The following is a 26,896-nucleotide window of genomic DNA, read 5'->3' as shown; positions in this document are numbered from 1 at the left end:
CGACTCGCGGCGACGAGGTCGGTTGCGGGAAGATGTCGGGGTGAGTGACACATCGAAGCTGACTTCGCTGGGATCGGGCGCCACGGTGTACCGCTACGACCAGCCTGACGCGGCGATGCTCGAGCTGTTCGACAACCAGCATCCCGCCACGCCGTGGGTGGTCGAGCTCGAGTGCACCGAGTTCACCAGCTTGTGCCCGATGACGAGGCAGCCCGACTTCGGCCGGATCCTGATCCACTACGCGCCGTCCGAGCTGTGCGTGGAGAGCAAGAGCCTCAAGCTCTACCTGGGCGCGTACCGCAACCACGGGGCGTTCCACGAGGACTGCGTCAACCGGATCGCCGACGACTTGGTGGAGCGGATCGCGCCGCGCTACCTGCGGGTGTTCGGCGACTTCAACGTCCGAGGCGGCATAGCCATCAAGCCGCTCGCGCTTCGCGTCTCACCGGCGTTGACTGGCCCGGAGCGGGCCGAGATCCTCGAGATGCTGAGCCACCACGACGCGCTGCGGCGGGGTTGAACTGGCCGCCTGAAAGGAGCGACGTCCCCAGCTGCTTGGCTCGCAGGACCGTCCGTCCTGGCATCCAGTAGCCATGTCCCGGTCGGTTCTAGGCCATCTCAGCGTCACCTGAATGGAGCACCATCGGGCCCATGCCCCGCATTCGCTTCATTTCAAGCCTCGCTGCCGGCACGGTCCTGGTTGCTGCTCCCCTCGGAGCACTTCCCGGGACCGCGTCTGCGTCTCCGCCGCACTCGGCTGCCGCCGGGCGGGTGCTGGATGCGTCCGGCTTGCATCGGACGGTGCTCGGGTTGTCCGTAGGTAGCGGCCTGACCGCGGCGCCGTTCGTGACCGCGCCGGCAGGCGCGAAGGGTCCCGACGACATCACGACGTTGGGCGGGGACATCTTCACCGCCTACCAAAACGGCATCGGGCCTACGGGGACACCTGCCGGCGCGACCAGCACGCTGGTCGAGTACCACGCCGACGGCGCCATGGTCGCGTCGTGGAGCCTGGTGGGCAAGATCGACGGCCTGAGCTCAGATCCTGCGTCCAACCGCCTGATCGCCACGGTGAACGAGGACGGCAACTCCAGCGTCTACACCGTCCACCCGTCGGCTCCCGCTGGTCAGCAGGTGTTCCACATGGCCTACAGCCCCTCGACTCTCACTTGGGGCGGCGGCACGGACCAGCCCCGGATGTTCAACGGCAGCCTGTACATCAGCGCGTCGGCGCCGGCGTTCGCCAACAACACCCCGCTTGCCAACCCCGGCGGCATCCCGGCGCTCATCAAGGTCGACCTGAGCGAGTCGGCCGGCACCGCCACGTGGACGCCGGCCTACGAGGCGCCCGCCGGCAACTCCGCGCAGATCGCCAGTGACCCGGACTCCTCCAACGTAGTGCCCTCGTCGGTTCCGACCTTCGGCGGCGACTTCGTCCTGGACAGTCAGGGCGACGGCCAGCTCTACTTCATCAGCAACCCGAGCGGCCCGTCGGCCACCGCCACCCCCCTCCAGCTCGGGACCCAGATCGACGACATCGAGTTCGCGACCGCCCCCGCCGGCACCCTCTACGCCGTTGACGGCAAATCCAACCGGATCGTCGCCATCCGGTCCGGGTCCTTCACTCCAGGCACCGCGTTCGTCGCGGTGCCCGGTGACTCGACCGTGCCGAGCTTCATCGGCACCCTCAACCTCTCGACCGGTGCCATCACCCCCGTCGTTGTCGGCCTGACCAGCCCCTCGGGCCTGCTGTTTGTGCCGAGCACCAACGCCGGGCCTTTCGGTTACCGCCTCACCGCAGCGGACGGAGGCAGCTTCACCTTCGGCGACTCGTCGTTCCTCGGGTCGCTCGGTAACGTCAAGCTCAACAAGCCGATCGTCGCCGCGGCGACCACACCGGATCGGGGCGGGGAGTACCTCGTCGCCTCCGACGGCGGCGTGTTCACCTTCGGCGACGCCGCTTTCCACGGATCCTTGGGCGCCGCTGGGAGCCCGAGCCCCGTCGTCGGTGCCGCCGCCACCACCGACGGGTACTGGGTCGTCGCCTCCGACGGGACTGTCACCGCGTTCGGTTCGGCGCCCAAGCTCGGCTCGGTGCCGGCGCCGCCCAGCCCCGTCGTCGGCATCACCGCCACTGCAGACGGTGGCGGCTACTGGGTCACGACCAGCGACGGGTCGGTCTACGGCTTCGGTGACGCCGGCACCTTCGGCGGCCTGCACGGCACCCACCTCAACAAACCGATCGTCGGTATCGCCGGCACGCCCGACAACGGCGGCTACTGGCTCGTGGCCTCCGACGGCGGCGTGTTCAACTTCGGTGACGCCCAGTTCCTCGGGTCGACTGGTGGCATCCACCTGAACAAGCCGGTCGTCGCCATCTCTGCGACCAGTTCGGGCGACGGCTACCGGCTGGTGGCCAGCGATGGCGGTGTGTTCACCTACGGCGACGCCGGCTTTTTCGGCTCCACCGGGTCGGTCGCGCTCAACCGGCCCATCGTGGCCGCCGGGTCGTGACCGGGAGGAACGCCTGAGCCGTCGGGATCGACCGCGGGGGAGGGGCCAGCGCGTCCCGACCCCGCGGAGCGACCTGAAGCCGACCTGAAGGATCGGCGAGCGGTTCGGCGGCTTCAGGAATCCTTCAGCTGGGCCGGGCGATGATGCACGAGATGCCCCACGTCTCAGACGACCACCCGCGGCGGTGCCGACCGGTTCGGCTGCCAGGACTGGCGCCGGAAGCCCTCGGGGGCTGCTGATGCCCCGCGCGTACGACTGGCCCGAGTCCTACTGGGAGCGCACCCCTGACAGCGACCCGGGTCTCGCCGTGCAGCCGGAGCGGAAGGCGGTTCCCTCCGGCCGGCCGCCGCGTCGAAGGCGCCACCCGGTGCTGGTCGCGACAGCCAGTGTGGTGGGCGCATTCTGCCTGCTCGTGGCCATCTCGGTCGTCGCCGCGGCGCGCACCCCCGGCAACTCCAGCTTCGACGCCAAGTGGGCCGACTGGCTTCGGTCGCACCACGCGGGCGGCCTGGTCGGACCGCTGGAGCAGTGGTACTACAACGCCAAGGCTCCGTCGAAAGGAGGTCAGCCCCGCTCGCTGAACCCGGTGCCCAACGTGCGCCGAGGTGCGGCGATCGCAGCCCCGGTGGCGACCCACCTCCCGCCACCGGCCGCGGTCCCCCTCGTGGTGACGCCCGCCGTCCCCGGCGAAGGCCAGTGGCAACCCACCGGGCCGCTCGTCAACGGCCACCCCGCCATCTACGTGGCCCAGTACCGGGCCGACACCGTCTACACCAGCCAGATCACCACCGCGGTGTGGATCGACCCGACAGCGCTGCGGGTGAGGCTCGTGCCCGGAGCCAAGCAGCCGGGCGGGACCTGGCCCGAGCCCCCCTTCTTGAGCGGTGAGCTCGCGGCTCGGGCCGTGGCCGCCTTCAACGGTGGTTTCCGCTTACAAGACGCCCAGGGCGGCTTCTACGACGCCGGCCGGACCGCGGTGGCGCTGCGAACCGGCGCCGCCTCGCTGGTCCTTTACAAGAATGGGACGGTCAACATCGGCGCGTGGGGCAGCGAGGTGACGATGACCCCGAACGTCTCGGCGGTCCTCCAGAACCTCGTGCCGCTGGTCGACGGGGGGAACATCGCCCCCGATGCCACCTACCACGACACCCGGGTGTGGGGCGCGACGCTCGGAGCGAGCACGGTCGTCGCCCGCTCAGGGATCGGCGTCACCGCTGACGGCGCCCTGGTGTACGTGGCCGGCCCGGCCCTCACGGCCAAGACCCTCGCCGAGGCGCTCCAGCGGGCCGGAGCAGTGCGGGCGATGACACTCGACATCAACCCTGAGTGGGTCACCTTCAACTTCTTCTCTCACCCCGACCCAGCCAACCCAGCCGTTACCACCGGCACCAAGCTCTATCCGCAGATGCAGCGGTCAGCCGACCGGTACCTCGGCCCTACGCCGGAGTCCCGCGACTTCTTCACGGTCTCAACGAGCTGACATGGCAGGACTGCACGCAGCTCCAAAAGCACGGGACCGTCGCTTCCTCCTGGCCGCGGGGGTCACCATGTCGGTCGCGGCTGCCGTGGCCCTGGCGGCCACGCTCCTGCCCAGCACCAAGACGTCGCTCAGGACGAGCCAGAAGGCTCCGGCCCCGGTGGCGGCCACCCCCACCACCGCCGCCGTCCCGCTACGGGTCACCGCGGTGGAGCCGGCCTCAGGGTCGACAGGTGTGGCGGGCACAACCGCCCTGACGGTGCACACCACCGCTACCGTCGACCTCGCCGCCGGTGCGCCGACGCCTACCGTGTCGCCTGCCGTCGGCGGCGCCTGGTCGGTGACGGGCACCACCCTTTCCTTCACTCCATCCGGGGCTTGGCCGCCGGACACCAAGGTCGTGGTGACGGTGCCCGCCGGGCTGCGCACCAGCACGGGGGCCACGCTGCCCACCGCTACGTCCTGGTCATTCCGGACCGCGCCGGGCTCGGTGCTTCGCCTCCAGCAGCTCCTCTCCACCTTGGGTTACCTGCCGCTCAGATGGACACCATCGACTGCGACCGACGCAACTCCCACCGCCGACGCGGCGCAGCGGGACGTCTACTCGCCACCCGCCGGTACCTTCAGCTGGACTTGGGCCTCGATCCCACCCACACTGGCCGCAGAGTGGACCCCGGGTGCCGCCAGCGCCATGACCAAAGGGGCGGTGATGGCCTTCGAGTCGGACCGGCATATGGCCGTCGACGGGATCGCCGGCCCGCAGGTGTGGAGCCAGCTCCTTGCCGCCACGACCCCCGGGTCTGTCGCCGCTCCCCGCAGCTACACCTACGCCCTGGCATCGAAAACGCTGCCGCAAACCCTGACCGTGTGGCAGGACGGGACCGTCATTGCCCACAGCCCTGCGAACGCCGGGATCCCCGCGGCGCCGACGGCGGACGGGACCTTCCCCGTGTACGAGCGTCTCGCCACGCAAACCATGCGCGGCACCAACCCGGACGGTTCCCGCTACGCCGACCCGGTGGCCTGGGTCGCCTACTTCAACGGCGGCGACGCTATCCACTACATCGCCCGCGGCTCCTACGGGAGCCCCCAAAGCCTCGGATGCATCGAGGTGCCCTACGCGGTGGGGCAGACCATCTGGCCGCACCTGACGATCGGAACGCTGGTGACGGTTGCGGGGTAGAGCTGCCCTGTGACCGTCGGCAACCGGACCGCACCGACTGCTCAGGACGGCCCCAAGCTCGACAAGCCGGCCAGGCGGGGTCGCCACGCCGCTCCCCGCAACTGGCGGCGGCTGGTGCTGAGCCTCGCCGCCGTCGTGCTCGTCGTCGTGGGCGTCGGCGCCAGAGTTCTTACCGTCCCGGTCCCCCCCACCTCGGCTCGCCCTCTCCTCGCCACCTCCGCCGTCCTCCCGGGGAGCCTGAGTGGACTGGCATGGCCCAAAGCCGGTGAGGCCGCCGTCGCATTCGACAACGGCGCCGTCCTGGCAAGCAACGGGCCGTCCGGTCCCGTGCCAATCGCCAGCGTCACCAAGGTCATGACGGCATACGTGATCCTCCACGACCACCCCCTCCAACCCGGGGAGGGCGGGCCGACACTGACCATCACCGCGGCGCAGGCCGATGCCGTCCCGGCGCTCCGTGCCGCCGGCGAGTCGGTCCTCGACGTGCACGCCGGCCTGGTGCTCGACGAGTACCAGGCGCTGCAAGCGCTGCTGCTCGCGTCGGCCGACAACATCGCTGACGCCCTCGCCGTGCAGGACGGGGGCAGCATGGCCGGCTTCGTCGCCAAAATGAACCTCGCAGCCGCGGCGTTTGGGATGCATGCCACCCACTACGCCGATGCCAGCGGACTGAACCCGGGCAGCGTTTCGACCCCCGCCGACCAGCTCCGCCTGGCGAAGGCCGCCATGACCAGTCCGGTCTTCGCCGCCATCGTCAACCAGCGCTCCGCCTTGATCCCCGGCGTCGGGACCATCACCAACTACAACACCCTCGTGGGCACCGCCGGCTTCCAGGGCATCAAGACCGGTTCGACCACGCCGGCCGGCGGATGCCTGCTGTTCAGCGTGACTAGGGACGTGGCCTCACACCCCTACACCATCACCGGCATCGTGCTCGGCCAGCGCGACGGCGCCTACGTGGCCGCTGCCCTCAACGCCGCCAAAGTCCTGGCCGACTCTGCGTTCTCCACGATCGTGCCTCGCACGGTGGTAGCCGCGGGCCAGCCCGTGGTGATGCTCACCCGGGCCGACCGGAGCGAGGACGTGGCGTCCCCAGCTGCCATCCGCCTGACCGGATGGCCCGGAGAAACCGTCGCTCTTCGGGTTCAGCGGGCGGGACCGACCAGCTTCTCGATCGCGGCGACCGGCACCGGGTCATCGGCCGGGCTTGTGGTCCATGCGCCGCCGTTGGCCCCACCCACCCTGAGCTGGAGAGCCAGTCACATCCTGTCTTGACCGGCCCGCCTGGGCCCCGACGCGCTATCACCCGCCTCCGAGTTGGATTGCTTTGACGATGAGGAGTAGCACGGCGGCAATGAGGTAACCGCGAAGAGAGAGGATGCCTACTCGTAAGGCCGGTGACCATTTGACGGGTTTCAGGAGGGTCAGGGGCGGCATCCGCCACGTCAGCTTTTCGTGCTCGGTCACCTCTGGCGCTGGTGGGAGGATCGGTTGGTGGCTGCGCCGTGACACGACACGAAGTCCGATCACGACAACGACCCCGGCGGCGGCCAGTGCGACGGCTAAAGCGACGAAGACATCGGTGACGTTGACGCTCGGGAAGAGTGTGGTGGCCATGAGGGTGCCGGAGAGGACGAGCAGGACGCCGACAATGAGCGCAGCGAGAAGGTTGAGCCATTTCGGGTTGACCCACGGGCCGAGCACCTCCCGGTCGTTGCAGAGCAGCAAGAGGAACACGCTGGCAGATGGAAGGAGGAGCCCGGCGAGAGCCTGGACGCTTGTAGTGATGAGTCCGAGCGGGGCTCCGGGGATGAGGACGATACCGGCGGCGACCGCGATCATGAGGCTGTAACTGAGGTAGAACGCCTTCGCGTCCTTGAAACCACGATGTAGGGAGTGACGGATACCGAACACGTCGCCGAAGGCGTAGCTGGTGGAGAGGGTAACGGCGGCGGCCCCGAGGATGCTGGCGTCGAAGAGCAGGATGGCAAAAAGGGTGCCGAGCCCATTCCCTCTGGCTGCGAGGAGGTGAGCGACGCCGGCGGCGTCGGTGAAGTTGCCGAAGGCTCTAGTGCCGCGAGCCGCGTAGTCAGCGGCGACCATGATGCACGCCGCTCCAATGACGACGACGAACGACCCGAGGACGGTATCGGCGCGTTCGTAGCTAATGAACCGCGGGGTGATGCGCTTGTCGACGATGTTGGACTGCTGGAAGAACAGCTGCCACGGAGCAACGGTGGTGCCGACGATGGCGATGATGAGCAGTACCGCGGCGGATGAGACGCCCCCGTGGATGCCGGGCACGACGAAGTCGTGCCCGATGGTGCCGTAGCGCGGGTGGGCCAGGAAGAACATCGGGATCTGCACCAGACTGACGGCGATAAAGACGAACATGGCCCGCTCCCAACGCTGGAAGCTGCCCGAAGCCATGATCGCGATCAGGGCCACGCCGGCACTAGGGACGGCGATGTATTTCGAGATGCCGGCGTAGGACGCCGCTAGGGAGATGCCGATGAACTCGGTGACGATGGTGAGGAAGTTGAGGACGAACAGGTCTCCGACGCTGAACCAGCCCCACCCTTTGCCGAACCGCTCGTTGATCAGCCGGGCGTGACCTACGCCAGTCACTGCACCCAAACGGACGACCATCTCCTGGTTCACGACTAGGACCGGGATAAGTAGAAGAAGGGTCCACAGAAGGCTGGTGTGGTAGTTCTGGCCGGCCTGGGCGTAGGTGGACACGCCGCCGGCGTCGTTGTCGCCGACCATGACGATCAGGCCCGGACCGGATATGGCTGCGAAGGTGAGGAGGCGTTTCTTGAGGCTGTGGCGTTCGCCGATGTCGCCGACGCTGATCTTTCCGAACGCCCCTTCGATGTCGCCGAGATGCGCCGAGTCGAGCACGGCCGACACTGGGTCCCGTAGCTGGCGGTCGAGATCGGTGGGTGGCCGCGGGCCTTTGGCCGCCTCTGGACGCTCGGCGCCCGTGGCGGCGGTCGGATCCGTCACGGCTAGGTCCCGGTCGTGGAAGTGGTGGAGGTCCCGCCTGCTGTGTCGTCTTCTGCGGCAGGAATCTCGGGTCGGGGCGGGGGCTCTCGACGTCGCCAGTCGTCGGGGATGGTCGCCTCGAGGACGTCGTCGACGGTGATCACTCCGAGCAGCCGATTGGTGTCATCGACCACGGGGACGGTGAGCAGATTGTAGTCGGCCATCAACAGCGCGACATCAACCACATCGGTGGCGGCCGACACCCGCACTGGGTCGGAGTCCCCCGCATCTGACAGCGGGGTTTCGGGGTCAGCGTGGAGCAGCTCGATGACACTGATAGTGCTTAGGAGCCGACCGTCGACATCGACGGCGTGGACGGTGACGAGCGCTTCGGGTTGGAGGTTCCCGGCGAGCTTGATCCGCCGCAGCGCCTCCGCCACGGTGGCATCGGCGGGGACGGCGAGCACGTCGACGCTCATCAACCCGCCGGCGCTCGAGGAGTTGAACCCGAGGAGCGTGAGAACCTTCGCACGCGTACCGGGCGGGAGCAATTCGATCACGGGCTCTCGCCGGTGCTGTGGAAGCTCGTTGACCGCGTCGGCGGCGTCATCTGGGCGCATACGAGCGAGAACGCTCGCCACCTCAAGGTCAGTCCGGTCCCCGAACAGTCGAGTTGCGGTATCGGGATCCAGTTCCTCGAACACGTCGGCCTCGAGCTCGGGGTCATCGTGGACCACGTCGAGGATCTCCTCGACCTCTGGACGCGACGCTTCCTCGAGCAAATCGGCGATCTGGGCTGGCTTGAGACGGTTGACCCGCCCGAACTTGGCCCGAGCGCTGACGCTAGCGCGGTGACCGATGAGCGGTTCGAAGGCCTTCCAGTCCCTCGACGGGTGACCAGCTGAACGAGGAATCAGTCCGAACAGCCGAGCGGGGCGTCGGGTGTCGAGGCGGGACAGCACCCAGCCTTCCCGGGTGGGCTGCAGCTCGACGTCCCAGGCCCTGATCAGCTCCGCGTCGGCGACATCGATCAGTCGGTGACCGAGGATGTCTTGGCGCAAAAGCACCTCGCCTTCGCGCCGCTCGAAGCTGCGCAGGTCCACCTTCGACTTGGCCAGAGCGACGTGCCCCTCGCTCAGGTCCTCCACGCGACTGATCGGCACGAACACCCGCCGACCGCCCAACTTGACAACCAGCCCCGTGACTAGGGGGTACTCCCCGCCACGAAGACGAGCTATCACGTCATCCACCTTGCCTACCGGCTCGCCGCCCGGTGACGACAGCTCTGACCCCAACAACCCGGAGAGGTGCACTCAATAACCATACCGTATTAGTAGGCGCGTCGATTCCACATTGAGCTACCTCCACCAGTGCAGTGCACGGTAAGTAGCAAATCAAATTGTAGGTGAACTTTGTGAGGGTTCATCAGCATGCCCTCGGTTCCCAATTGGCCATGTAGGCGGTAGACGGGCTAGGTGTTTGACCGCCCGGAGTCGGAACGGTTTGCGCGGCGGCGGGCGATTGGGTGGGCGCCGTCGAGCTCGCCGAAGCCGGGTTGGTCGGCGAGGTTGGAACGCCCGCGAGCAGGCTGCCGGCCTCGACGGTGACGGTGCCGGCTGCCACTGTCGTGTCCAGTCGCAGCACAATCGCGCCCTGCAGGTGTGCCTCGACGGCCAGGGCATCCGCTACTCCGCCCGGTGGGTAATCGATGAGCGTCTCGGTCTCACTTGCCGGGACGGTCAGGTTGCCAGCAGCAGTCGCCGCCAGTCCATCAGCGTTCAAGGCTGCCGCTGTCTTGGCCGCCAGATGGTACGTGCCGGCGAGGTTCTCGACCCGAACGGCGCTCGGCACGGTTGGAGCCGGCAGCGAGCCGGCGTCCCACGCGGCGATCGCCGCATTGTCAGCTGGCTGGACGGCGAAGTCGACGTCGCCGATCGCTGCGCCAGCGTAGTAGTAGCCGCTGGGCCCGCCAACCAGTGTGACCGGCAATGTGATCTCGGGGGCGGTGGAGGGATCCAGGTGCCGGAAGTGAGTGACGAGCTTCGTCAGCTGACCCTTCAGCCCGGGATCGATGATGACCTGGCTCAGGAGGGCGCCCAGGAAGCTGTTGAGCTTCAGTGGGTTGGTGAAGCCCTCCGACTCAGCAGTCTTCACGAGGATCCGCATGACCAACTGGTCCCGTGCGATGCGAGAGAGGTCGGACTGGGGATCCGCCGGCCAGTCGGCCGGGTTGGCCGGTGATCCGGGAGCGTCGTACTGGACGTGGCGGGAGCGGATGAGTTGCAGCGCTTGGGCGCCTCCCAGCAGCTGGCACCCAGTGGCGGTGATGCGGAGGCGGGAGGTCGCATCGTAGAGTTGATCTGGGAAGTCAACCCTGATTCCGCCGAGCGCGTTGACCATCGCCTCAGCGCCGTCGAACTTGAGTTCGATGTAATGATTGATCGGAATTCCCAGGTCATCGGTAATGGCTGCGATGAGGTTGTTGGGCCCGTTGGCGCCGTCGTTGAGCGCGGCGTCGATCTTCTGATAGGGCCCGACCGGGCTTCCGGCGGGCATCGGGACGAATAGGTCTCGCGGGATCGACAAAAGTGAGGCGCGACCCGTGGCTGGGTCGAGGTGAACAATCATGATGATGTCGCTCAAGGAACCGCTGTAAAGGGTCGGGCTGCCAAAGCCGTTCTGACCGGCTCGAGTCTCGTTTCCGATCAGCAAGATGTTCTCGGGCGGCAGCCCACCGGAGGTCTGGGCCTGCTCAGTTTTGCTACCACCGACCTTGGTCAGGTGGGACGCCGCAACGGTTGTTATCGAGTCGAGACGCCACCGGGCGTAGCCGTAAACGGCACCGATGCCGAGAAGACTGGTGGCAACCATTATGTTGACGGCGACCAGGACCCGTCTCGGCCACCGCCTGATGGGGCGTCCTCGACTCGTCGACAGGGGGTGGCCGGCAGTACGCATGAACAGGCGTTCATGTTAGTAGGAGACGTCGGCGCAGTGGTCGCGTCACAGCGGGAACCCCGGCCTCAGCTCAGGCGTCCGGTTGCTGCGGAGCTGCGGAGCTACGGAGCTACCATCCTGGCCAGCCGGACCGCGATGAGCGCAGCCGTGAGCAGCAGGTAGGCGCGCAAAGCCACCAGTCCGACGGTCTTCGACCTGGACATCGGTGCCCTGCCGAGGGAATCAATCGGCGGCATTGTCCAGGTACGTCGCTCCATCGGGTCCCAGGCGACCACCTCGCTCGTCGCGGAGGAACGGTGCAACAGCAGCCATGCGACGAGCGCAACCGATGCGGCTCCGCCGATGCCCATGGTCACCGGACGGGCCGCAAGGTGAGGGAAGACGGTGGTCAGTCCCAGGACGCTCGAGAGAAGGATGAGGCCGCCTAGAGCAGCGGAGGCGGCGACGTTCAACCACCTGGGGTTCACGTGCGGGCCGAGCACCTCCCTGTCGTTGGCCAACAACAGCAGGAACACTGCCGCACTTGGGAAAAGCGCCCCGGAGAGAGCTTGGACGGCCAAGGTCACCGCCCCAAGCGAGCCGTTCGATGCCAGGACGGCGACCGCCGCTCCGATGATGCTTACGGCGTAGGTGGCGTAGAACGTGCGGGCGTTGCCCCACCGACGGTGCAGGGAGTGACGGGTCCCGCGCACGTCACCCAGCGCGTAGGAACTGGCCAAGCTGACGGCGCTGGCCCCGAGGAGCGATCCGTCTATGAGGGCGACGGCGAACACCGACCCGGCCCAGGAGCCGACCCGGTCACGGAGTCCCCGCGCGACCGACTCGCCGTCGATGAAGTTGCCGTGCAACGGGCCCACCCGGAAGGCGGCGGCACATCCTGCCACCACCGCCAGACCAACGACAAGGAACGCCACTGTGCCCAGAGCAGTATCTGCCCGCTCGTAGGGAATCCATCTGGTGGTGATCCGCTTGTCGACGACGTTGGACTGCTGGAAGAACAGCTGCCACGGAGCCACGGTCGTTCCGACCATGCCGACGACGAACAAGATGCCCGTGCCAGTGGCTGCGCCGGTCATGCCACCCGCATTGCCGGTGCCGTGTGCGCCCCCCACAACAAGTCCGAGCGGGAGCACGACAAGGCTGGCCCCGACCAAGCCCCACATAGCCCGTTCCCATCGTCGGAAGTCCCCAAGAGCGGTGATGGCGAGAAGCGCAACGGCGCCGCACGGCACGGATATCCACCTACTGACGCCGAAGTAGCCGAGGCCGAACTGCAGCCCGATGAACTCCGTCATCACGGTGAGCACATTGAGGACGAGGAGGTCGCCAACAGCGAAGCCGCCCCAGCGGGGCCCAAACCTCTCGTAGATCAGCCGTGCGTGACCTGCACCGGTTACCGCCCCCAACCGGGCGACCATCTCCTGGGTGACGAACAGCGCAATGCCCAACAAGCCAAGCAGCCACACCAGCCTGAGGCCGTAGTCCTGCCCGGCCTGCGCGAAAGTGGCCAAGCTGCCGGCGTCGTTGTCGGCCACCATGACTATGACGCCTGGGCCGACGATCGCCAAGAGGGCACCCATCCGCCGCCGGTAGGACCGTCGAGGTGCAGTATCAGAGGCTGCGATCCGACCGAAGCCCCCTACGATGTCCCCCTGGTGGGCTCGGTCGAGCACCGACCGTCTAGCCGCATCCGGGCCGAAGTCCACAACCACGACCTCGTCGGGCGGCCGCCGACTGTCCACAGGGCGCTTACCTTTGGTCTACAGACGAAGCACGATGCTGGACCCCGCGCCTGGAGCGCCGTGACCTTGGGTCGCTGCGTTCGACGTGGTCAACGGCCGCAGAAAGCAGGTCTATGAGGTGTTCGCTGGCAAGCTCGTAGACCCGGCTGCGACCAACACGGTCGGCCCGCACCAGCTGATGCTCCCGCAAGATGCGCAGCTGATGAGAGACCGCCGACTGCTCCATGTCTAACCCCTCGCACAAGTCCCCGACAGTCCGAGGACCGCCCGACAACAGGCAGAGTATCTGGACCCGGCTGGGTGTGGAGAGGGCGAACATCGCGTCGGCAATCTCTTGACTCAGCTCCCGGGACACCGAGGGCTCCTGTGCTTCGCCGCTGCCCGAAAGCCGCGTGATCGGCAGAGAGTCGTGCATGTCAGTTCCCATTCTGCCAACCTTCGCGTCCGGGCAATCGGTGGCAACCCGGCCATGGGACCTCAGGTCGGGGTGCTTCGTCTCGGCGCGGGTACCGGCTGGCGCCCAGTGCGTTTGCGTCTCCCGGACGTGTCCTCGGTCAAATGCCCCAACCGCCTCCGCCTCCGCTGCCTCCTCCGCCGAGAATCTGGTCGATGATCTCCCCTCCGATTATGCCCCCGAGGATGCCCCCTCCCATACCCGAGAAGGCGCCCCGCGGTCGCTGCGCCACCTGGGGGTAGGAGCGGACCATCGTCTCGAGGAAAGACTTGGGTCCGCCCTCTTCGGGCGGTGTCTCGCGCTCGCGGCGCGGTGCGTCGGCGAGGCTGGGTGTCGCGATCACCTGGCCGAGGTAGAAGTATGCCTCGGCGGCGTGCTTGAGAGCGATCTCGATCCCCTCGTGCACTTGGGCGGGCGCCGGTCCCGACGAACCGCCCCACATCGCGTTGGCGTAGTCACTCGCCGACGCGGCCTCGGCCATACCCTGGGCGACGATTTCTTTGGCGTGCGCCTGGCCGGGACCCGGGTCGAATCCCGACAGGGTCCCTTCGGTGTACTCGCGCAGCCGGGCAACGGCCTGGCGCAGCGCTAGTAGGTGGGCGGGCGGGCAGGGCTCGACCTCTACCCATTCGGGGAGGACCTCAGGCAGGGGAACGTCGATTCGGTAGTTCGGGTTCGCCTTGGCGGCGCTGGCGCGGGCCATCCACGCCTGTACCGGCTCATAGAACTCGTGCACCTGCGCGGAGGTCACCTTGGGTACGTAGTTCGCGGTCGCCGGGTCGAGCGCGGCGTCGGCGTCGAGCATTTCGTCGCCGAGGACCTGGAGGGCGAAGGCGACCCAACCGGCCAGCAACGCCGCCTGCACGCCCGGCTCTGAGACGTCCCCGCTGCGGATCTCGTCGAGTTGCAGAATGTAGTCGTACACGCCCCTACCGGCGGCTCGGTAAGGGTCAAGGGAGTCCCGGGAGACCTCCCCGTGCGCCATGAGTCGCTCTCGCCATTTGCTCATGTCTGCCCCCCGAGCGCAACGCTTGCGCCGTCGGAGGTCGCTGGAGGCGGGCTGAGTGCCGCGGGCTGGCGCGCTCCTGAGTCGAGTTCGGCGAGAATCTGGTCGGCCTCGCTGGTCAGCTCCGCGTGGTGGGCGTGCATCTCGAGCACTTCAGGACTGTTGCTCGTCAGCTCCGTCGAGGCCTGGGCCTCGGCGAACTGCGCAGCCACCTTCTGCTTGATCTCGTCGAGCGACGGCACGTCGCTGCTGCGGGTCAGGTCGCTCACCTGCTTGAGGCTGGCGGCCATCTCCTTTTGCATGTTCGCCTGGTCGACCTGGGCGAGAATGGTCCCCTTCTCATTGAGCTTCTGCTGGAGCTGGTCCGCGGATTCCTGGACCGCCTGGCGGGCGTCGGCGGCCGCTTCCTCGAGCTGGGGGATCTGGGCGGTCAAGCCCTGGATCTGCTCCCGGAGGGCGGCGATACGCGTCGCGAAGGTACGGGCCATGTCGAGGTTGCCCTGTTGCTTGGCCGCCAGCGCCGACTTGGTGTACTTGGCCTCCTGGTCGGAAAGGTCCGACAAGCGCATCTTGGCCATCTTTTCCTGGGCGATCACCTGGCTGGCGGCCGCCTCGAGGTCGCGGTGGTGCTCCTGCATCCCGGCGATCGCCTGCTCCAACTGCACCTTGGGGTCGGCGTGGGCATCGAACTCCGCCTCCGCCTTGGCCTCGGCATAGCTGTTGGCTCGGGAGAAGATCCTGATCCAGCTCATTGTCGTAGCCTCCGGTAATTGGACCCGCGCGCAGCGTAGCCCGGCCGGCGAGGCCCAGGGCCGCCTTGCCGGCTGCGGTCACCAGACGGGGTTCTTCGCCGGAGCGTCAGTTCAGCTGCGGTGCAGCCGCACCCCAGGGACCCTCCGGAAGTCGCGAGTGTTCTTGGTGTGAAGCGACAGCGAGTGCACAACGGCGGTGGCGGCGATGAGAGCGTCGGGCATCCGCAGAATCGAGACCTCGCGGCGCAACCGGCCGGCTCGATCGGCGACCCGGCGGTCGACCGGGATCTCGTCCATGCCGGCCAGGAGACGCCGGACGTCGGCCTCCTCGTCGTCCTCGGCGCCGGCCAGCAACTCGGCTCGGGTGATGACCGAGTAGCCAAGTCGGCCGGATCCTCGGGGGAGGCGGCGCACGCCTGCGAGGTGGTCGATGCACACGTCCGTGTCTACGAGCAGCTCAGCCACGTCGATCCCATTCCGAGCGCGACGGCACCCGGCCGGCTATTCCCGGGGCGGCCCCGAACGTCAAGTCGAAGTCGTCCTCCCCCTCCAGCAGCGAGTCGACCGCCTCCCGGATGAGCTGCGACATCGCCACCCCCTGGCGGCGGGCCCGCTCGGCCAAGCGAGCCCGCTGCTCGTCGGTGAGGTAGATCTGCGTTCTCGTAGCCATATACACCACGGAGCATACACCGCCCTACGGAGTCGCCGATCACGGGGCAATGTCGCGCTGCCAGTGTCGCTCGTCGGTGGGCGGCTCGTTTGCGGCGCCGCTTGCAAGTCGCAGCAACGCGTCAGTGAGGTCGTTGGGAACCAGCACCCAGCGGTCGAGGCTGCGAAACGTTCGACAATTATGAACGCCTCATGGCCGTCGCCCGCAGGCGGAGCCTCCAAAAGTGGCGGAGGGAGTGGGATTTGAACCCACGGAGACTTGCGTCTCAAGGCTTTTCAAGAGCCTCGCATTCGGCCGCTCTGCCATCCCTCCAGTGCGCCCGATGGTAGCGGCCGGGGTCGGTCGGACGGGTATTGGCGTCAGGCCGTGAGCGAGCCGGGGTCCTCGGGCACGTCCACGGCATGCTCCCTCAGGGCGTCGAGGGGCACGACGTCGAGCACCCGCTCGTGGGTCGAGGCCAAGACGACGAAGGCGGCGGCCCCGTCCAGGTGTGCCCGGAGCCAGTTGATGGCGGTAACGCACCACCGGTCCCCCGGCACCAGGCCGGGGAACCCGTAGGCGGGCATCGGGGTGATGAGATCGTTGCCGATCCGACGCTGGTGATCGAGGAACTCCTGGGTGACCACGGCGCAGATGGTGTGGCTGCCCAGGTCCTCGGGTCCGGTGTTGCAGCATCCGTCGCGGTAGAAGCCCGTCAGCGGATCGAATCCACAGGACTCGAGCTCCCCGCCCAGCACGTTGCGCTCAGTCATCTGCGCAGTATCGCAGCCCGCCGCCGTTCAGCGGGTATGCCCCCAGCTGTCCCAGAAGGTGATCTCCTCGACGGGACGGCGCACCGCCGGCTTGAAGTCGTCGCCGATGGTGTAGGCCACCGGCAGCAGCGCCACCTGCGAGATGTTGTCAGGGATGCCGAGCAGCTCGGCCGCCTCCTTCTCCTTGTGCAAGTGCAGGGACGTCCACGCCGAGCCGAGACCCCTTGACCGCAACGCCAGCTGGAAGCTCCACACCGCCGGGAGGATGGAGCCGTAGAAGCCGGCGGCCTGGCCGTTGGACGCCCCGTCGACCCGGCCCTCGATGCAGGGGATCACCATCGCCGGAACCCGGTGGAGCACGTCGAGCAGGTACGCCGCGCTGCTGTACACCCGACCCTGCGCTCCCGCCGCCGTCGCGTTCTTGCGTAGGTAGTCCCCACCGCCCTCCTCGTAAAGGCGGGCCAGCTTGACCTTCTTGTCGGGGTCGGTGACGACCATCCACCTCCAGCCCTGGCTGTTGGAGCCGGTCGGGGCCTGGATGGCCAGCCTCAGGCACTCGAGGATCACGTCCGGCTCTACCGGGCGATCCAGGTCTAGGCGCTTGCGGACGGCGCGGGTGGTGGTGAGGAGGTGGTCGGTGACGGCGGTGTCCATGGCCCCATGCCTACCCGCTCAGCGGCCCTGCTGCGTGTCCACCCTTCCCTGCAGCTCACGCATCCAGCTGTCCGCCGCCCTCCACGCCTCGCCGGCCGTGGCCCGGATGGCGTGGGCGCCGTCGCCGGCGGCCGGGTAGCTGCCGAGGAACTTCAACTCGCGGAGGGTCGCGTGGAGGTCCCGGAGGCAGTCGGCGACGACCTCGTCGGCGACGTGGCCCTCGAAGTCGATGATGAAGCAGTAGTCGCCGAGGCGATGCTTGGTCGGGCGGGACTCCAGCTTCACCAGGTTGATGTCTCGGGCGGTGAACTGGCCGAGGATCCCGTGCAGGCTGCCGGGCCGGTCCGCCGACTGGAAGCACACGACGCTGGTCTTGTCGTGACCGGTGGGCGCAGGGATGGTGCTGTCGGCCGGCCCGACCAAGACGAAGCGGGTGACGTTGTCGGGGTGGTCCTCGATGTGGGAAGCCAGCACGTCGAGCCCGTAGAGCTCGGCGGCCAGGGCGGTGCCGATCGCGGCGGTGCCCGCCCCGGTACCGTCGGTTCCCTCCGCCACCAGACGGACCGCCTCGGCGGTTGACGTGGCGGCCATCTCGACCGCGGCGGGCACGTTGGCGCCGAGCCAGCGCCGGCACTGCGCGGTGGCGTGGGGGAACGACACCACCCGGCGCACGTCGGCCAGGGTGGTGCCCGGTCGGGTCAGGAGGTTCTGGGTGATCGGGAGAACCACCTCACGGAGGATGATCAGCTCCCGCTCGAAGATCAGCTGGTCGACGGTGACCGGGACGGTCCCCTCGATCGAGTTCTCGAGGGCGACGAACGCCAAATCGCTCGAGCCGGTCCCCACCGCCGAGAGCACCTCGACGAATGTCCCCATCGCCTTGTGGCTGGCCACCGCCAGCTCCGGGTCGCGGCGCAGCGCCTCCTCTGTGAACGTCCCGCGCGGGCCTAGGAAGCTGATCGTGGTCGTCGGGGTCACCAGCGCCGTCATTGCTGCCCAGGTTAGGGCCGGGCAGGATGGGTCAGCCATGGAAGTGTCCGCCTTGCACCAACTCGTCGACCGCATCCGCTCCGGGGAGGTCGGTCCCGACGACGCCGTCCGCGAGCTGCGCCGGCTGCCGTTCGTCGACCTCGGGTATGCCAAGGTCGATCATCACCGCCCGATCCGGCAAGGCCGACCCGAGGCGGTGTTCGCTCCCGGTAAGACGCCAGCGCAGTGCGCCGGGATCGTCGCCGAGCTGCTCGGCCACGCCGGCGGCGGCCCAGTGGTGCTCAGCCGGGCCGATCCGACACAGGTGACCATCGCTCTCGCAGCCAACCCCGGTGGCGAGGTGAGCGGTGACACCGTCGTGTGGAGGGCCGCGCCTCCCCGGCCGGAGAAGGTCCTGGTCGTCACCGCCGGGACCGCAGACCTGCCGGTGGCCGACGAGTGCCGGGCCACGCTGGCTGCGTTCGGGTTCAATGCCAGCCTCCTCGCTGACGTCGGCGTCGCCGGCCTGCATCGCCTCCTCGCCCACCTCGACGAGCTGGAGCAGGCTGACGCAGTCGTGGTCGTTGCCGGGATGGAAGGTGCGCTGGCCAGCGTGATCGGCGGTCTCACCTCGGTCCCGGTCGTCGCGGTGCCGACGAGCGTCGGGTACGGCGCAGCCCTGGAGGGGGTGACCGCTCTGCTCGGCATGCTCTGCGCGTGTTCGTCGGGACTCACCGTGGTCGGGATCGACAACGGCTTCGGGGCCGCCTTCGCGGTCGCCCGGCTGTGGCCGACCCCCGCCGGGACCGCCGTCCCCGCAGAGCTCGATGAGCCCGCCCCGGTCGGGACCGACGTCCCCGCCGGAGTGGAGCGCCCCGGGACGGCGCAGGCGGGCCAGAGCCAGTGACCGACCCCCAGCACGGGCGGCGAGCGCAACGCCCGTCGGTCCGCGACGGGGTCCCCGCAGAGGATGCAGGCGCGTCGGGCAGGACCATCGCCTGGTGGCACTGCTTCGCCGGCATTGCCGGTGACATGGCCCTCGGCAGCCTGGTCGATGCCGGCGCCGACCTGGCCCTGATCGAGCGGGAGCTGGCGGCCCTGTCGGTGGGCGGCTGGTCGATCGAGTCCGAGGAGGTCCTGCGCGGCGGGGTCGCCGCAACCCATCTCCGCGTCCGGGTCCGCAACGACGAAGTGGTACGCACCCACGCCCACATCGTCGGGCTGATCACCGAGGCCCGGCTTCCCCCTCGAGCCCGGGACCGGGCCCTGGCCACCTTCGCCCGTCTGGCCGAGGTCGAGGGGCGCCTCCACCGCCGGCCGGCGGCCCAGGTCCACTTCCACGAGGTCGGCAGCGCCGACGCGGTGATCGACATCGTCGGCACGTGCGTGGCTCTGGAGGTGCTAGGAATCGATGAGGTTTGGGCCAGCCCGATCGCCCAGGGGACCGGCATGGTCCGCTCTGCTCACGGCCTGCTCCCGATCCCCGTCCCTGCGGTGGTGGAGCTCCTGGCCGGCGCGCCGACCTACGGAACCGACATCCCCGTCGAGCTCACCACCCCCACCGGCGCCGCCCTGGCCTCCACCTTGGCCCGCGGGTTCGGCCCCATGCCGGCGATGACGGTGCGATCCTCCGGTTACGGGGCGGGCACCCGGGACCTCGACGGGCGGCCGAACGCTCTGCAGGTGGTCGTCGGCACCGCCGCCTCGACCGCAGCGGGAGCCGGCCATCCCGTGGTGTTGCTCGAGGCCAACGTCGACGACGTGACCGGCGAGGTGCTCGGCCACACCCTGGACGCCCTCATGGCCGCCGGGGCCCACGACGCGTGGCTGGCGCCGGTCCTCGGGAAGAAGGGCCGCCCAGCCCACGTGGTCAGTGCGCTCGCCGACCCGGCGCTGGCCGAGGCGCTGCGCCAGGTGTTGGCCGAGGAGACCGGGACTCTCGGCGTCCGGCGCAGCGACCTGGTGCGCTGGACCGCGCCCCGCAGCTTCGACCAGGTGGAGGTAAATGGGCACGTGGTCCGGGTCAAACGTGGCCCGGACCGGATCAAGGCGGAGCACGACGACGTGGTGCGGGTGGCCCGCCTGGTGCACCTGCCGGTGCGCGAGGTTGCCCGCCGGGCGGAGGAAGAGGCCCGGAGCAGGGGCCTGCCCGACGCCCCGGCCACCTGACGCCCCGGCCGCCTGACGCCCCGGCCACCTGACGCCCCGGCCGCCTGACGCCCCGGCGGCCTGACGCCTCGGCCGCCCGACGCCCCGGCCGCCGGATGCCAACCGCCGCTCCAAGCACCCGCATCGGGCGCCATAACCGGTCAGAGGGTGGCCGGTTAGCGCTCGTAGGTTACGCCCAGGACCGGCGCATGGCCGTCCGCACGAGCCCAGGAGCCCGCCATGAGCACGCCCACCCTCACCGACGACCGCCGCCCGCAACTGCAGGCCGCCTACTCACAGCTTGCCCGCGTCATCCACTCGGTCAGTCCAGACGAGCTGCGCCTGCCCACCCCTTGCACGGAGTGGGACGTCGCCGGCCTGGTCGACCACGCCGTGTTCGCGTCCCGGCGGGCCGCGGCGCTCGCCGACGGCCGAGCCGACACGGTCGAGTCCGAACACCTGGACCGAGACGCGGCGGTGCTGGCGGTGCGGGCCGCGGCCGCCGACGCAGCCGCTCGATGGACCGACGCCAACGTGGCCCGAGTGACCACGATGCCTTGGGGTGTCGACTACCGGGGCAGCCAGCTGGTGGACATGTACCTGATGGAGTTGGTGACCCACACTTGGGACCTGGCCCACGCCGTCGGCCGCGGCGCCATGCTCGACGACGAGCTGGCGGAGGCGGCCTTCGTCGCCGGCCGCCCGCTGGCCCCACCCGAATACCGGGGCGACCCCGCCGACGGGATGCCCTTCGCCCCCGAGGTCGACGCCGACGACGGGCGGGGGGCCTACGACCGCCTGGCTGCGTTCCTCGGCCGCAACCCGGCTTAGCTGGCTCGCCTCACGGCTGGAGCGCACGACGGGTGGAGCGCTCGGCTTCGCTGATGATCGCTTGCACCCGCGGCGGGGGCGGAGTCGAGATCAGCTGCAGCGCCACCCCCCGCAGGAGACCGACGAGGGACACGGCCATGGCGTCGGGGTCGACGTCGGCTCGCACCGATCCGTCGCGGATCCCGTCGCGGACCTTGTCGGCCAGGAGCCGCCGGAAGCTGGCGTCGTGCTCCGCGTACAGCGGCATCAAGACGGGATCGGCGGCGATCGCCTCACCCCACATCTGCAGGAACGCGCTGGCCGCTGGGCGTCGGCTGGTGACGTTCTTCAGATAGGCGCGAACGGTCGCGGCCAGCCAATCCGCGGCGCTGTCCCCGACCTCTGGGAGGGCGAACGTCCGAGCTTCGCGCATCACCGCCCGAAGGAGGTTCTCCCTGCTGCCGAAGTGATGGGAGACGATGCCCCGGCTGTAACCGGCGCCCTCGCCGACCGCCGCCAGGGTGAGGGCGCGTGACCCATGCTGGGCGATCAACGCCGTGGCCGCGGCCAGCACTTTGCGTTCGGTCTCTTCGCGGCGCTCTTGCTGCGTGCGGCGAACGGGAGGCGGATCGGGCATCAGGACTGCTCGGGCATGGGTCGGCCAAGCATATGGTCCGCCGCCGGCGGCCTGGGCGTAACGGCCTGGGCGGAACGAGCTGGGCGTAACGAGCTGGGCGTAACGAGCTGGTACGATACTTGCGTGTCAACCAACAAGTATCTGAGAGGTCGTCTTGTGTCGCGCACCCCGTTGGTCCTAGTCCACGGCAATCCCGAGTCAGCAGTCATCTGGGGACCGCTCATCGGCGAGCTCGATCGGCCCGACGCGATCGTCGTGTCTCCACCCGGATTCGGGGTCCCCGCGCCCCGCGGGTTCGACTCGTCGACGACTGCTTACCGAAACTGGCTGGCGTCTCAGCTGGAGATGTTCGGCGCCCCGGTCGACGTGGTCGGCCACGACTGGGGCGGGATCCACGTCGCGGCGTTGGCCATGAGTCGCCCAGACCTGATCCGCAGCTGGGCCTCCGACGCGCTCGGGGTCTTCGCGCCCGACTACGCCTGGCACCCGCGGGCCCAGGTGTGGCAGCAGGAAGGCGCCGGGGAAGCCTCGGTGCAGGAACTGTGGGGAGGCGACTTGCAGCAGCGGCTCGCAGTGGCGTCGGCGCTGGGCATGACCGGGCGCATGGCGGAGCGGGTCGCGGCGGGCATGGACCCCGAGATGGGCCACGCCGTGCTCAAGCTGTTGCGCTCGGCTCGCCAGCCGGCGATGGCCGAAGCGGGGCGGCTGCTGGCCCAAGCTGCGCAACGTCCGGGTCTGGCTCTCATCGCCGTCGACGACTTCGAGCGCGCCAGCGGGACGGTGGAGCAACACGAGTGGGCCGCGCGCCAAGCGGGAGCGACAACGGCGCATCTGCATGGCGTCGGCCACTGGTGGCCGGAGGAGACGCCGGCGCCGGTCGCGGAGGCCCTGGCAGACTTCTGGGCGCAGCTGCCCGCCCCCCAAACGGCTACCGCCCCTGGCCCCAGGAGCTGATCGAGCGGCTGCCCACGGCCAGGCGACCCCCGGGACCGCCACGCGCCTCGCTGACGGCAGGAGGCCTGACGCTCACGGCTACTCGAGTTCCATCTCGCTGGCTGTATCGGCCACGTACCCGGCGGTGACGTGGTGGGGGAGGCGGGTGTAGAGCGCCAACCGATACACCGCGAGCGAGAACACCGCCACCACCGCGATGTCGATCCAGAACGGGATGATCTTGTGGCCGGTGCCGTACTGGCCGAACGCCGAGATGACGGTCAGACCGGCCAGCCACGGGATCATCCACCAGTTGTGGCGCCAGTCCAGGGCGGGCCGGGACGCCGGGTCCTTGAAGGCGCGGGCGACGGCCATGACGACGGCGCCGATGGCGATGGCGGCCATCAGGCGCCAGTTGGTCTTCCATCCGCCCCAGTAGAAGATCAGGTTGGCCATGACGAACCCGACCGGACCCCAGAAACCGGCGGCCGGCAGCCGGTAGGGGCGGGGCCGGTCCGGGTCCTGGCGGCGCAGGGCGCCGAGGGCCAGGGGAGCGAACGCGTACATGAGAGCGGACGCGGACGTGATGAAGTTGACCAGGCTCTCCCACCCCGGGAACGGCAGCAGCATGACGATCCCGACCAGCGCGGAAACCCCGATCGACCACACCGGGATCCCCCGCTCGGAGAGCACCGCAGCCTTCGACGGGAAGTAGTCGTTGCGTCCCATCGCGTAGCTGATGCGGCTGCTGGTGGCGGTGTAGATCAGCCCGGTCCCCGCGGGGGAGATGAACGCGTCGGCGTAGATGATCCCCGCCAGCCAGGTGAGCCCCAAGCCAGAGGCGATCGTGGCGTATGGGCCGAAGTTGCCCTTCGGGATCGGGTTGGCCCAGCCGTGCGCCAGGTTGGCCGGGTCGAGGGAGCCGACGAAGGCCACCTCGAGCAGGAAGTACACCACCACCCCGATGAGCACCGACCCGATGATCGCCCGGGGCAGGTCCTTGCTCGGGTTGCGGGCCTCGGCGCCCATCTGGGTGGCCTGCTCGAACCCCTGCAGGGCGAACACCACACCGACCGGCAACGCCGCGAAGATCCCCCGGACGCCGAAGGGAGCGAAGCCTCCTCCGGCGCTGAAGTTGCCGGAGTGGAAGGCGGTGACCATCAGCGTGATCAAGGTGAGCACCGGGATCGCGGTCTTCCACCACACCGCCGCGGTGTTGGTCCGGGCCAGCGACCGCACGCCGAGGACGTTGATCACCGCGAAGACGACGACCAGCGCCACCGCCACCAAGAACCCGTTGGGGAAGGTGAGGACGGCGCTGGTGCTGCCCTTGGGGGTGTGGGTCAGCCAGTGCAGGTGCTTCAGGTTGGTCAGGTAGGTGAGCGCAGCCTCGACCTCGATCGGGGCCAGGGCCACCGTGCCCAGCCACGCCATCCACCCGTTGACCATCCCGGCCGAGCCGCCGAACGCGTAGATCGGGAACGACACCGACCCGCCGGCCACCGGGTACGCGGCTCCGAGCTCCGCGTAGACCAGCGCCAGCACGATCACCACCGCCCCGGCGAGCAGCCACGAGATCAGCGACGCCGGTCCTGCCGCCTGCGCTCCGTGCAAGGCGCCGAGCAGCCAGCCGGAGCCGATCACCGAACCGAGCGAGGTGAACAGCAGGCCGACCACGCCCACCTCCCGGCGAAACCCGCTCTTCGACGCCGTCGTCCCACGATCGAGCGCTGTGGCCATGTCGTCGCCTCCCGTCTACCGGCGCCCACCTGCCTTCCAGCGACCAGTACCCGCGGCCGCGAGTTCTCACGCCTTGATCAGGATCACGCCTTCCCAGCCGTCCAGCTCGGGCCGGTCGACGACCGCGGTCCCTGGATACGCGCCCGCGACGTGGCGCCACTGCCCGGGGAGCAGGCCGGCGAGCAGCAACCGGCCCGCGCTGCGCACCAGGGGCGCGACGTGCGCTCCGATTGTTGCGTGGACCGCCGCGGTGACGTTGACGAGGGCCAGGTCCCAGGTGCCTTGGAGGTCCCCGACCGGCGTGGCCGAAACCCGCACCTTTTCTCCGACCCCGTTTGCGTCGGCGTTGGCCGTGCTCGCCGCTACTGCGTCCACCTCGATGTCGACCGCGTCCACCGCCGCTGCGCCGAGCAGCGCCGCGGTCACCGCCAGGATCCCGCTGCCACAACCCACGTCGAGCACCCGCAGCCCGGCCGGCGGGTGCCGGTCCAGCTCGGCGAGGATCAACCTGGTGCTCGGGTGGGTGCCGCTGCCGAAGCTCCAGCCCGGGTCGATGCGCACCACCAGCCGCCCGCCCACCTCGACGTCCCGCCACGCCGGCGCCACGACCAGCCCGCCGACCCGGACCGGCTCGGCGTAGCGCTTCCACACATCCCGCCAGGAATCGTCGACGGCGCGCAGCTGGGCGCCCAGCTCCTCGGCCACCGTGCGGGCCGCGTCAGAGGTGGGGAAAGAGGCGACGAGGGTGACGGCGCCGTCGCGGTCCTGCCAGCCCACCGCGGTCGCTCCGGCCCCCCACAACCGGTCGGCGGAGAGCTCGGCAACCCCCTCGGGGACGGTGAGCTCTACGACCATGTCCTGGGGCACAGGAAACACTGTCACGCCCCGGCCCGGATGTCCGCCACAATGGACGGGTGCTACAGGCCCGCCAGTTGAGCGTGGAAGTCGGTGGACGCCTCACCCTCGAGGAGGCGTCGTTCGTCGTGCGCGCCGGTGACAAGGTCGGCCTGGTGGGCCGCAACGGCGCCGGCAAGACCAGCCTGTTCAAGGTGCTCGGCGGCGAGGCGCCGGCCTATGACGGGCAGGTGTCGATCCAGGGCCAGCTCGGGTTCTTGTCGCAGGACCCCCGCAAGCTCAAGGAGGCCACCGACTCCACCGGCTTGGCCTACGTGCTGTCGGGCAAGGGACTCGACGAGGCCGCGCAGCGGGTCGAGAAGCTGCGCCTGGCTATGGAGGAGGACCCCTCGGAGCGGGCCATCCACCGCTTCGCGAAGGCCGAGGAGGCGTTCGCGTCGGCCGGTGGGTACGCCGCGGAGTCCGAGGTCCGCTCGCTAGTCGCCGGTCTGGGCCTCACCGCGGACCGCATCGACTTGCCGATCGACGTCCTCTCCGGTGGCGAGCGCCGCCGGGTGGAGCTGGCCCGGATCCTCTTCGCCGGCTCCGAGGTGTTGCTCCTCGACGAGCCGACCAACCACCTCGACAGCGACGCCAAGGCGTGGCTGATGGGGTTCCTGCGCTCCTACCGGGGTGCGCTGCTCGTGATCAGCCACGACCTGGACCTGCTCGACGAGGCCATCACCCGGGTCCTGCACCTCGACGAGGGCCAGATCCACGAGTACAAGGGCACCTACTCCCAGTACCGCACCGCCCGGGCCGCCGACGAGATCCGCCTGGGCCGCCTGGCCGACCGCCAGCAGGCCGAGATCAAACGCCTCTCCACGCTGGCCGACTCCATGCGCGGCCAGACAGCCAAGCGGGCCCGCGTGGCCAAGAGCCTGGACAAGCGGGCGTCGCGCCTCACCGCCACCGCGGTCAGCGGACCGACCAGCCACGAACGCAAGTACCGGGTGAAGTTCCCGACCCCGCCGGCATCGGGGCGCATCGTCCTCGAAGTGACCGACGTAGCCAAGTCCTACGGCGGCCCGCCGGTGTTCACCGACGTGTCCTTCGCGGTGGAGCGAGGGCAGCGCCTGCTGATCATGGGCCTCAACGGCGCCGGCAAGACGTCGCTTCTGCGGATCCTCGCCGGCCAGTCCAGCGCGTCGGCCGGCTCCTACCGCACCGGGCTCAACGTGTCCCCCGGTTACTACGCCCAGGAGCACGAAGGCATCCGCCCCGGCGTGCCGGTGCTCGACCACATGCGCTCGTCGTCGCCCATCGCGGAGCGCGAGCTGCGGGCCTTGCTCGGCATGTTCGGCCTGTACGGGGACATCGCCTTCCAGGACGCGTCGACCCTGTCGGGCGGCGAGAAGACCAAGCTGGCCTTGGCCCAGCTCGTCGCCGGCAACCACAACCTGCTGCTCCTCGACGAGCCGACCAACAACCTCGACCCGCCGTCGCGCACCGCCATCGGCTCGGCCCTCGCCGACTGGCCGGGCACGATGATCGTGGTCAGCCACGACGCTGAGTTCGTCACCGAGCTGGCACCCGACCGGGTGCTGCTCATGCCCGACGGGACCGAGGACGCCTGGAGCGACGACCTCCTCGACCTCGTCGCCATGGCCTGAGG

At 69.2% G+C, this 26,896-nt stretch carries 25 protein-coding genes and 1 tRNA gene; 10 read left to right on the top strand and 16 right to left on the bottom strand.

What is annotated here, in order from left to right; all coding sequences use genetic code 11:
• Positions 1-40: 40 nt before the first annotated feature.
• From queF to K6U06_RS16590, 5 genes are all read left to right on the top strand, one after another.
• A complete protein-coding gene (gene queF, locus K6U06_RS16610) occupies positions 41-520 on the top strand; it encodes a preQ(1) synthase (protein WP_262323077.1) in 480 nt (159 codons plus the stop codon).
• Between the two features lie 281 nt (positions 521-801).
• Entirely contained in the window at positions 802-2,514 is a 1,713-nt protein-coding gene (locus K6U06_RS16605; RefSeq protein WP_262323076.1) for a hypothetical protein, read from the top strand.
• Positions 2,515-2,752: 238 nt separating this feature from the next.
• On the top strand, positions 2,753-3,994 hold the full coding sequence (locus K6U06_RS16600; protein WP_262323075.1) for a phosphodiester glycosidase family protein: 1,242 nt from the start codon (positions 2,753-2,755) through the stop codon (positions 3,992-3,994).
• Between the two features lies 1 nt (position 3,995).
• Positions 3,996-5,174, top strand: coding sequence for an Ig-like domain-containing protein (locus K6U06_RS16595; RefSeq protein ID WP_262323074.1), 1,179 nt, complete (start codon positions 3,996-3,998; stop codon positions 5,172-5,174).
• A 9-nt stretch (positions 5,175-5,183) separates the two neighbouring features.
• Complete coding sequence (locus tag K6U06_RS16590) at positions 5,184-6,449, top strand: D-alanyl-D-alanine carboxypeptidase family protein (protein WP_262323073.1); 1,266 nt, start codon at positions 5,184-5,186, stop codon at positions 6,447-6,449.
• Between the two features lie 27 nt (positions 6,450-6,476).
• On the opposite strand, the gene K6U06_RS16585 is transcribed toward K6U06_RS16590, so the two are convergent.
• The 13 genes from K6U06_RS16585 to pheA all read right to left on the bottom strand — a co-directional run bounded on the left by K6U06_RS16585 (position 6,477) and on the right by pheA (position 18,140).
• On the bottom strand, positions 6,477-8,078 hold the full coding sequence (locus K6U06_RS16585) for an NRAMP family divalent metal transporter (protein ID WP_410051071.1): 1,602 nt from the start codon (positions 8,076-8,078) through the stop codon (positions 6,477-6,479).
• A gap of 107 nt (positions 8,079-8,185) precedes the next feature.
• Positions 8,186-9,475, bottom strand: coding sequence for a magnesium transporter MgtE N-terminal domain-containing protein (locus tag K6U06_RS16580; RefSeq protein WP_262323071.1), 1,290 nt, complete (start codon positions 9,473-9,475; stop codon positions 8,186-8,188).
• Between the two features lie 112 nt (positions 9,476-9,587).
• Positions 9,588-11,033, bottom strand: a complete 1,446-nt coding sequence (locus tag K6U06_RS16575; RefSeq protein ID WP_262323070.1) for an LCP family protein — start codon at positions 11,031-11,033, stop codon at positions 9,588-9,590.
• Between the two features lie 188 nt (positions 11,034-11,221).
• Positions 11,222-12,700: an NRAMP family divalent metal transporter gene (locus K6U06_RS16570; protein ID WP_262323069.1), complete on the bottom strand. Its 1,479-nt coding sequence runs from the start codon at positions 12,698-12,700 to the stop codon at positions 11,222-11,224.
• Between the two features lie 169 nt (positions 12,701-12,869).
• On the bottom strand, positions 12,870-13,181 hold the full coding sequence (locus tag K6U06_RS24790) for an ArsR/SmtB family transcription factor (protein WP_410051070.1): 312 nt from the start codon (positions 13,179-13,181) through the stop codon (positions 12,870-12,872).
• A 235-nt stretch (positions 13,182-13,416) separates the two neighbouring features.
• Positions 13,417-14,325, bottom strand: a complete 909-nt coding sequence (locus tag K6U06_RS16565) for a hypothetical protein (protein ID WP_262323068.1) — start codon at positions 14,323-14,325, stop codon at positions 13,417-13,419.
• On the bottom strand, positions 14,322-15,074 hold the full coding sequence (locus K6U06_RS16560; protein ID WP_262323067.1) for a PspA/IM30 family protein: 753 nt from the start codon (positions 15,072-15,074) through the stop codon (positions 14,322-14,324). Before K6U06_RS16560 ends, K6U06_RS16565 begins: the two co-directional genes overlap by 4 nt.
• A gap of 111 nt (positions 15,075-15,185) precedes the next feature.
• The gene (locus K6U06_RS16555) at positions 15,186-15,539 is read right to left on the bottom strand and encodes a type II toxin-antitoxin system VapC family toxin (RefSeq protein WP_262323066.1); all 354 of its coding nucleotides are present in this window, start codon (positions 15,537-15,539) and stop codon (positions 15,186-15,188) included.
• Positions 15,532-15,744 carry a ribbon-helix-helix domain-containing protein gene (locus K6U06_RS16550; protein ID WP_262323065.1) on the bottom strand — a complete coding sequence of 71 codons (213 nt, stop codon included), beginning with the start codon at positions 15,742-15,744 and terminating at the stop codon, positions 15,532-15,534. Before K6U06_RS16550 ends, K6U06_RS16555 begins: the two co-directional genes overlap by 8 nt.
• Positions 15,745-15,968: 224 nt before the next feature.
• Positions 15,969-16,056 (bottom strand) — tRNA-Ser (locus K6U06_RS16545).
• Between the two features lie 47 nt (positions 16,057-16,103).
• Positions 16,104-16,496: a DUF2237 family protein gene (locus K6U06_RS16540; RefSeq protein WP_262323064.1), complete on the bottom strand. Its 393-nt coding sequence runs from the start codon at positions 16,494-16,496 to the stop codon at positions 16,104-16,106.
• Between the two features lie 27 nt (positions 16,497-16,523).
• Positions 16,524-17,150, bottom strand: a complete 627-nt coding sequence (locus K6U06_RS16535) for a nitroreductase family protein (RefSeq protein ID WP_262323063.1) — start codon at positions 17,148-17,150, stop codon at positions 16,524-16,526.
• Between the two features lie 18 nt (positions 17,151-17,168).
• The gene (gene pheA, locus K6U06_RS16530; protein WP_262323062.1) at positions 17,169-18,140 is read right to left on the bottom strand and encodes a prephenate dehydratase; all 972 of its coding nucleotides are present in this window, start codon (positions 18,138-18,140) and stop codon (positions 17,169-17,171) included.
• 37 nt (positions 18,141-18,177) lie between these two features.
• Between pheA and larB the strand changes: the two genes are divergently transcribed.
• The 3 genes from larB (at position 18,178) to K6U06_RS16515 (ending at position 21,098) form a co-directional block, all read left to right on the top strand.
• Entirely contained in the window at positions 18,178-19,026 is an 849-nt protein-coding gene (larB, locus tag K6U06_RS16525; RefSeq protein ID WP_262323061.1) for a nickel pincer cofactor biosynthesis protein LarB, read from the top strand.
• Entirely contained in the window at positions 19,023-20,288 is a 1,266-nt protein-coding gene (larC, locus tag K6U06_RS16520; protein ID WP_262323060.1) for a nickel pincer cofactor biosynthesis protein LarC, read from the top strand. The genes larB and larC overlap by 4 nt, the downstream gene beginning before the upstream one ends.
• A gap of 219 nt (positions 20,289-20,507) precedes the next feature.
• A complete protein-coding gene (locus K6U06_RS16515) occupies positions 20,508-21,098 on the top strand; it encodes a TIGR03086 family metal-binding protein (RefSeq protein ID WP_262323059.1) in 591 nt (196 codons plus the stop codon).
• Positions 21,099-21,108: 10 nt separating this feature from the next.
• Here the strand turns inward: K6U06_RS16515 and K6U06_RS16510 are convergent, their stop codons facing one another.
• Positions 21,109-21,714 (bottom strand): TetR/AcrR family transcriptional regulator, encoded by a 606-nt coding sequence (locus K6U06_RS16510; RefSeq protein WP_262323058.1) that lies wholly within the window; start codon positions 21,712-21,714, stop codon positions 21,109-21,111.
• Between the two features lie 123 nt (positions 21,715-21,837).
• Between K6U06_RS16510 and K6U06_RS16505 the strand changes: the two genes are divergently transcribed.
• On the top strand, positions 21,838-22,668 hold the full coding sequence (locus K6U06_RS16505; protein ID WP_262323057.1) for an alpha/beta fold hydrolase: 831 nt from the start codon (positions 21,838-21,840) through the stop codon (positions 22,666-22,668).
• Between the two features lie 78 nt (positions 22,669-22,746).
• Here K6U06_RS16505 and K6U06_RS16500 read toward each other — a convergent pair whose 3' ends face one another.
• Together K6U06_RS16500 and K6U06_RS16495 are read right to left on the bottom strand one after the other, a co-directional pair.
• Positions 22,747-24,387 carry an APC family permease gene (locus tag K6U06_RS16500; RefSeq protein WP_262323056.1) on the bottom strand — a complete coding sequence of 547 codons (1,641 nt, stop codon included), beginning with the start codon at positions 24,385-24,387 and terminating at the stop codon, positions 22,747-22,749.
• A 66-nt stretch (positions 24,388-24,453) separates the two neighbouring features.
• Positions 24,454-25,254 carry a 50S ribosomal protein L11 methyltransferase gene (locus K6U06_RS16495; protein WP_262323055.1) on the bottom strand — a complete coding sequence of 267 codons (801 nt, stop codon included), beginning with the start codon at positions 25,252-25,254 and terminating at the stop codon, positions 24,454-24,456.
• Between the two features lie 47 nt (positions 25,255-25,301).
• Here K6U06_RS16495 and K6U06_RS16490 point away from each other — a divergent pair, with 47 nt between their 5' ends.
• Positions 25,302-26,894: an ABC-F family ATP-binding cassette domain-containing protein gene (locus K6U06_RS16490; RefSeq protein WP_262323054.1), complete on the top strand. Its 1,593-nt coding sequence runs from the start codon at positions 25,302-25,304 to the stop codon at positions 26,892-26,894.
• Positions 26,895-26,896: the final 2 nt, after the last annotated feature.

It is taken from the genome of Acidiferrimicrobium sp. IK (assembly GCF_025499425.1).
GTDB lineage: Bacteria > Actinomycetota > Acidimicrobiia > Acidimicrobiales > Palsa-688 > Acidiferrimicrobium.
Note: the sequence above shows the minus strand (reverse complement) of the source record. Positions and strands in the feature narration are given on the sequence as shown.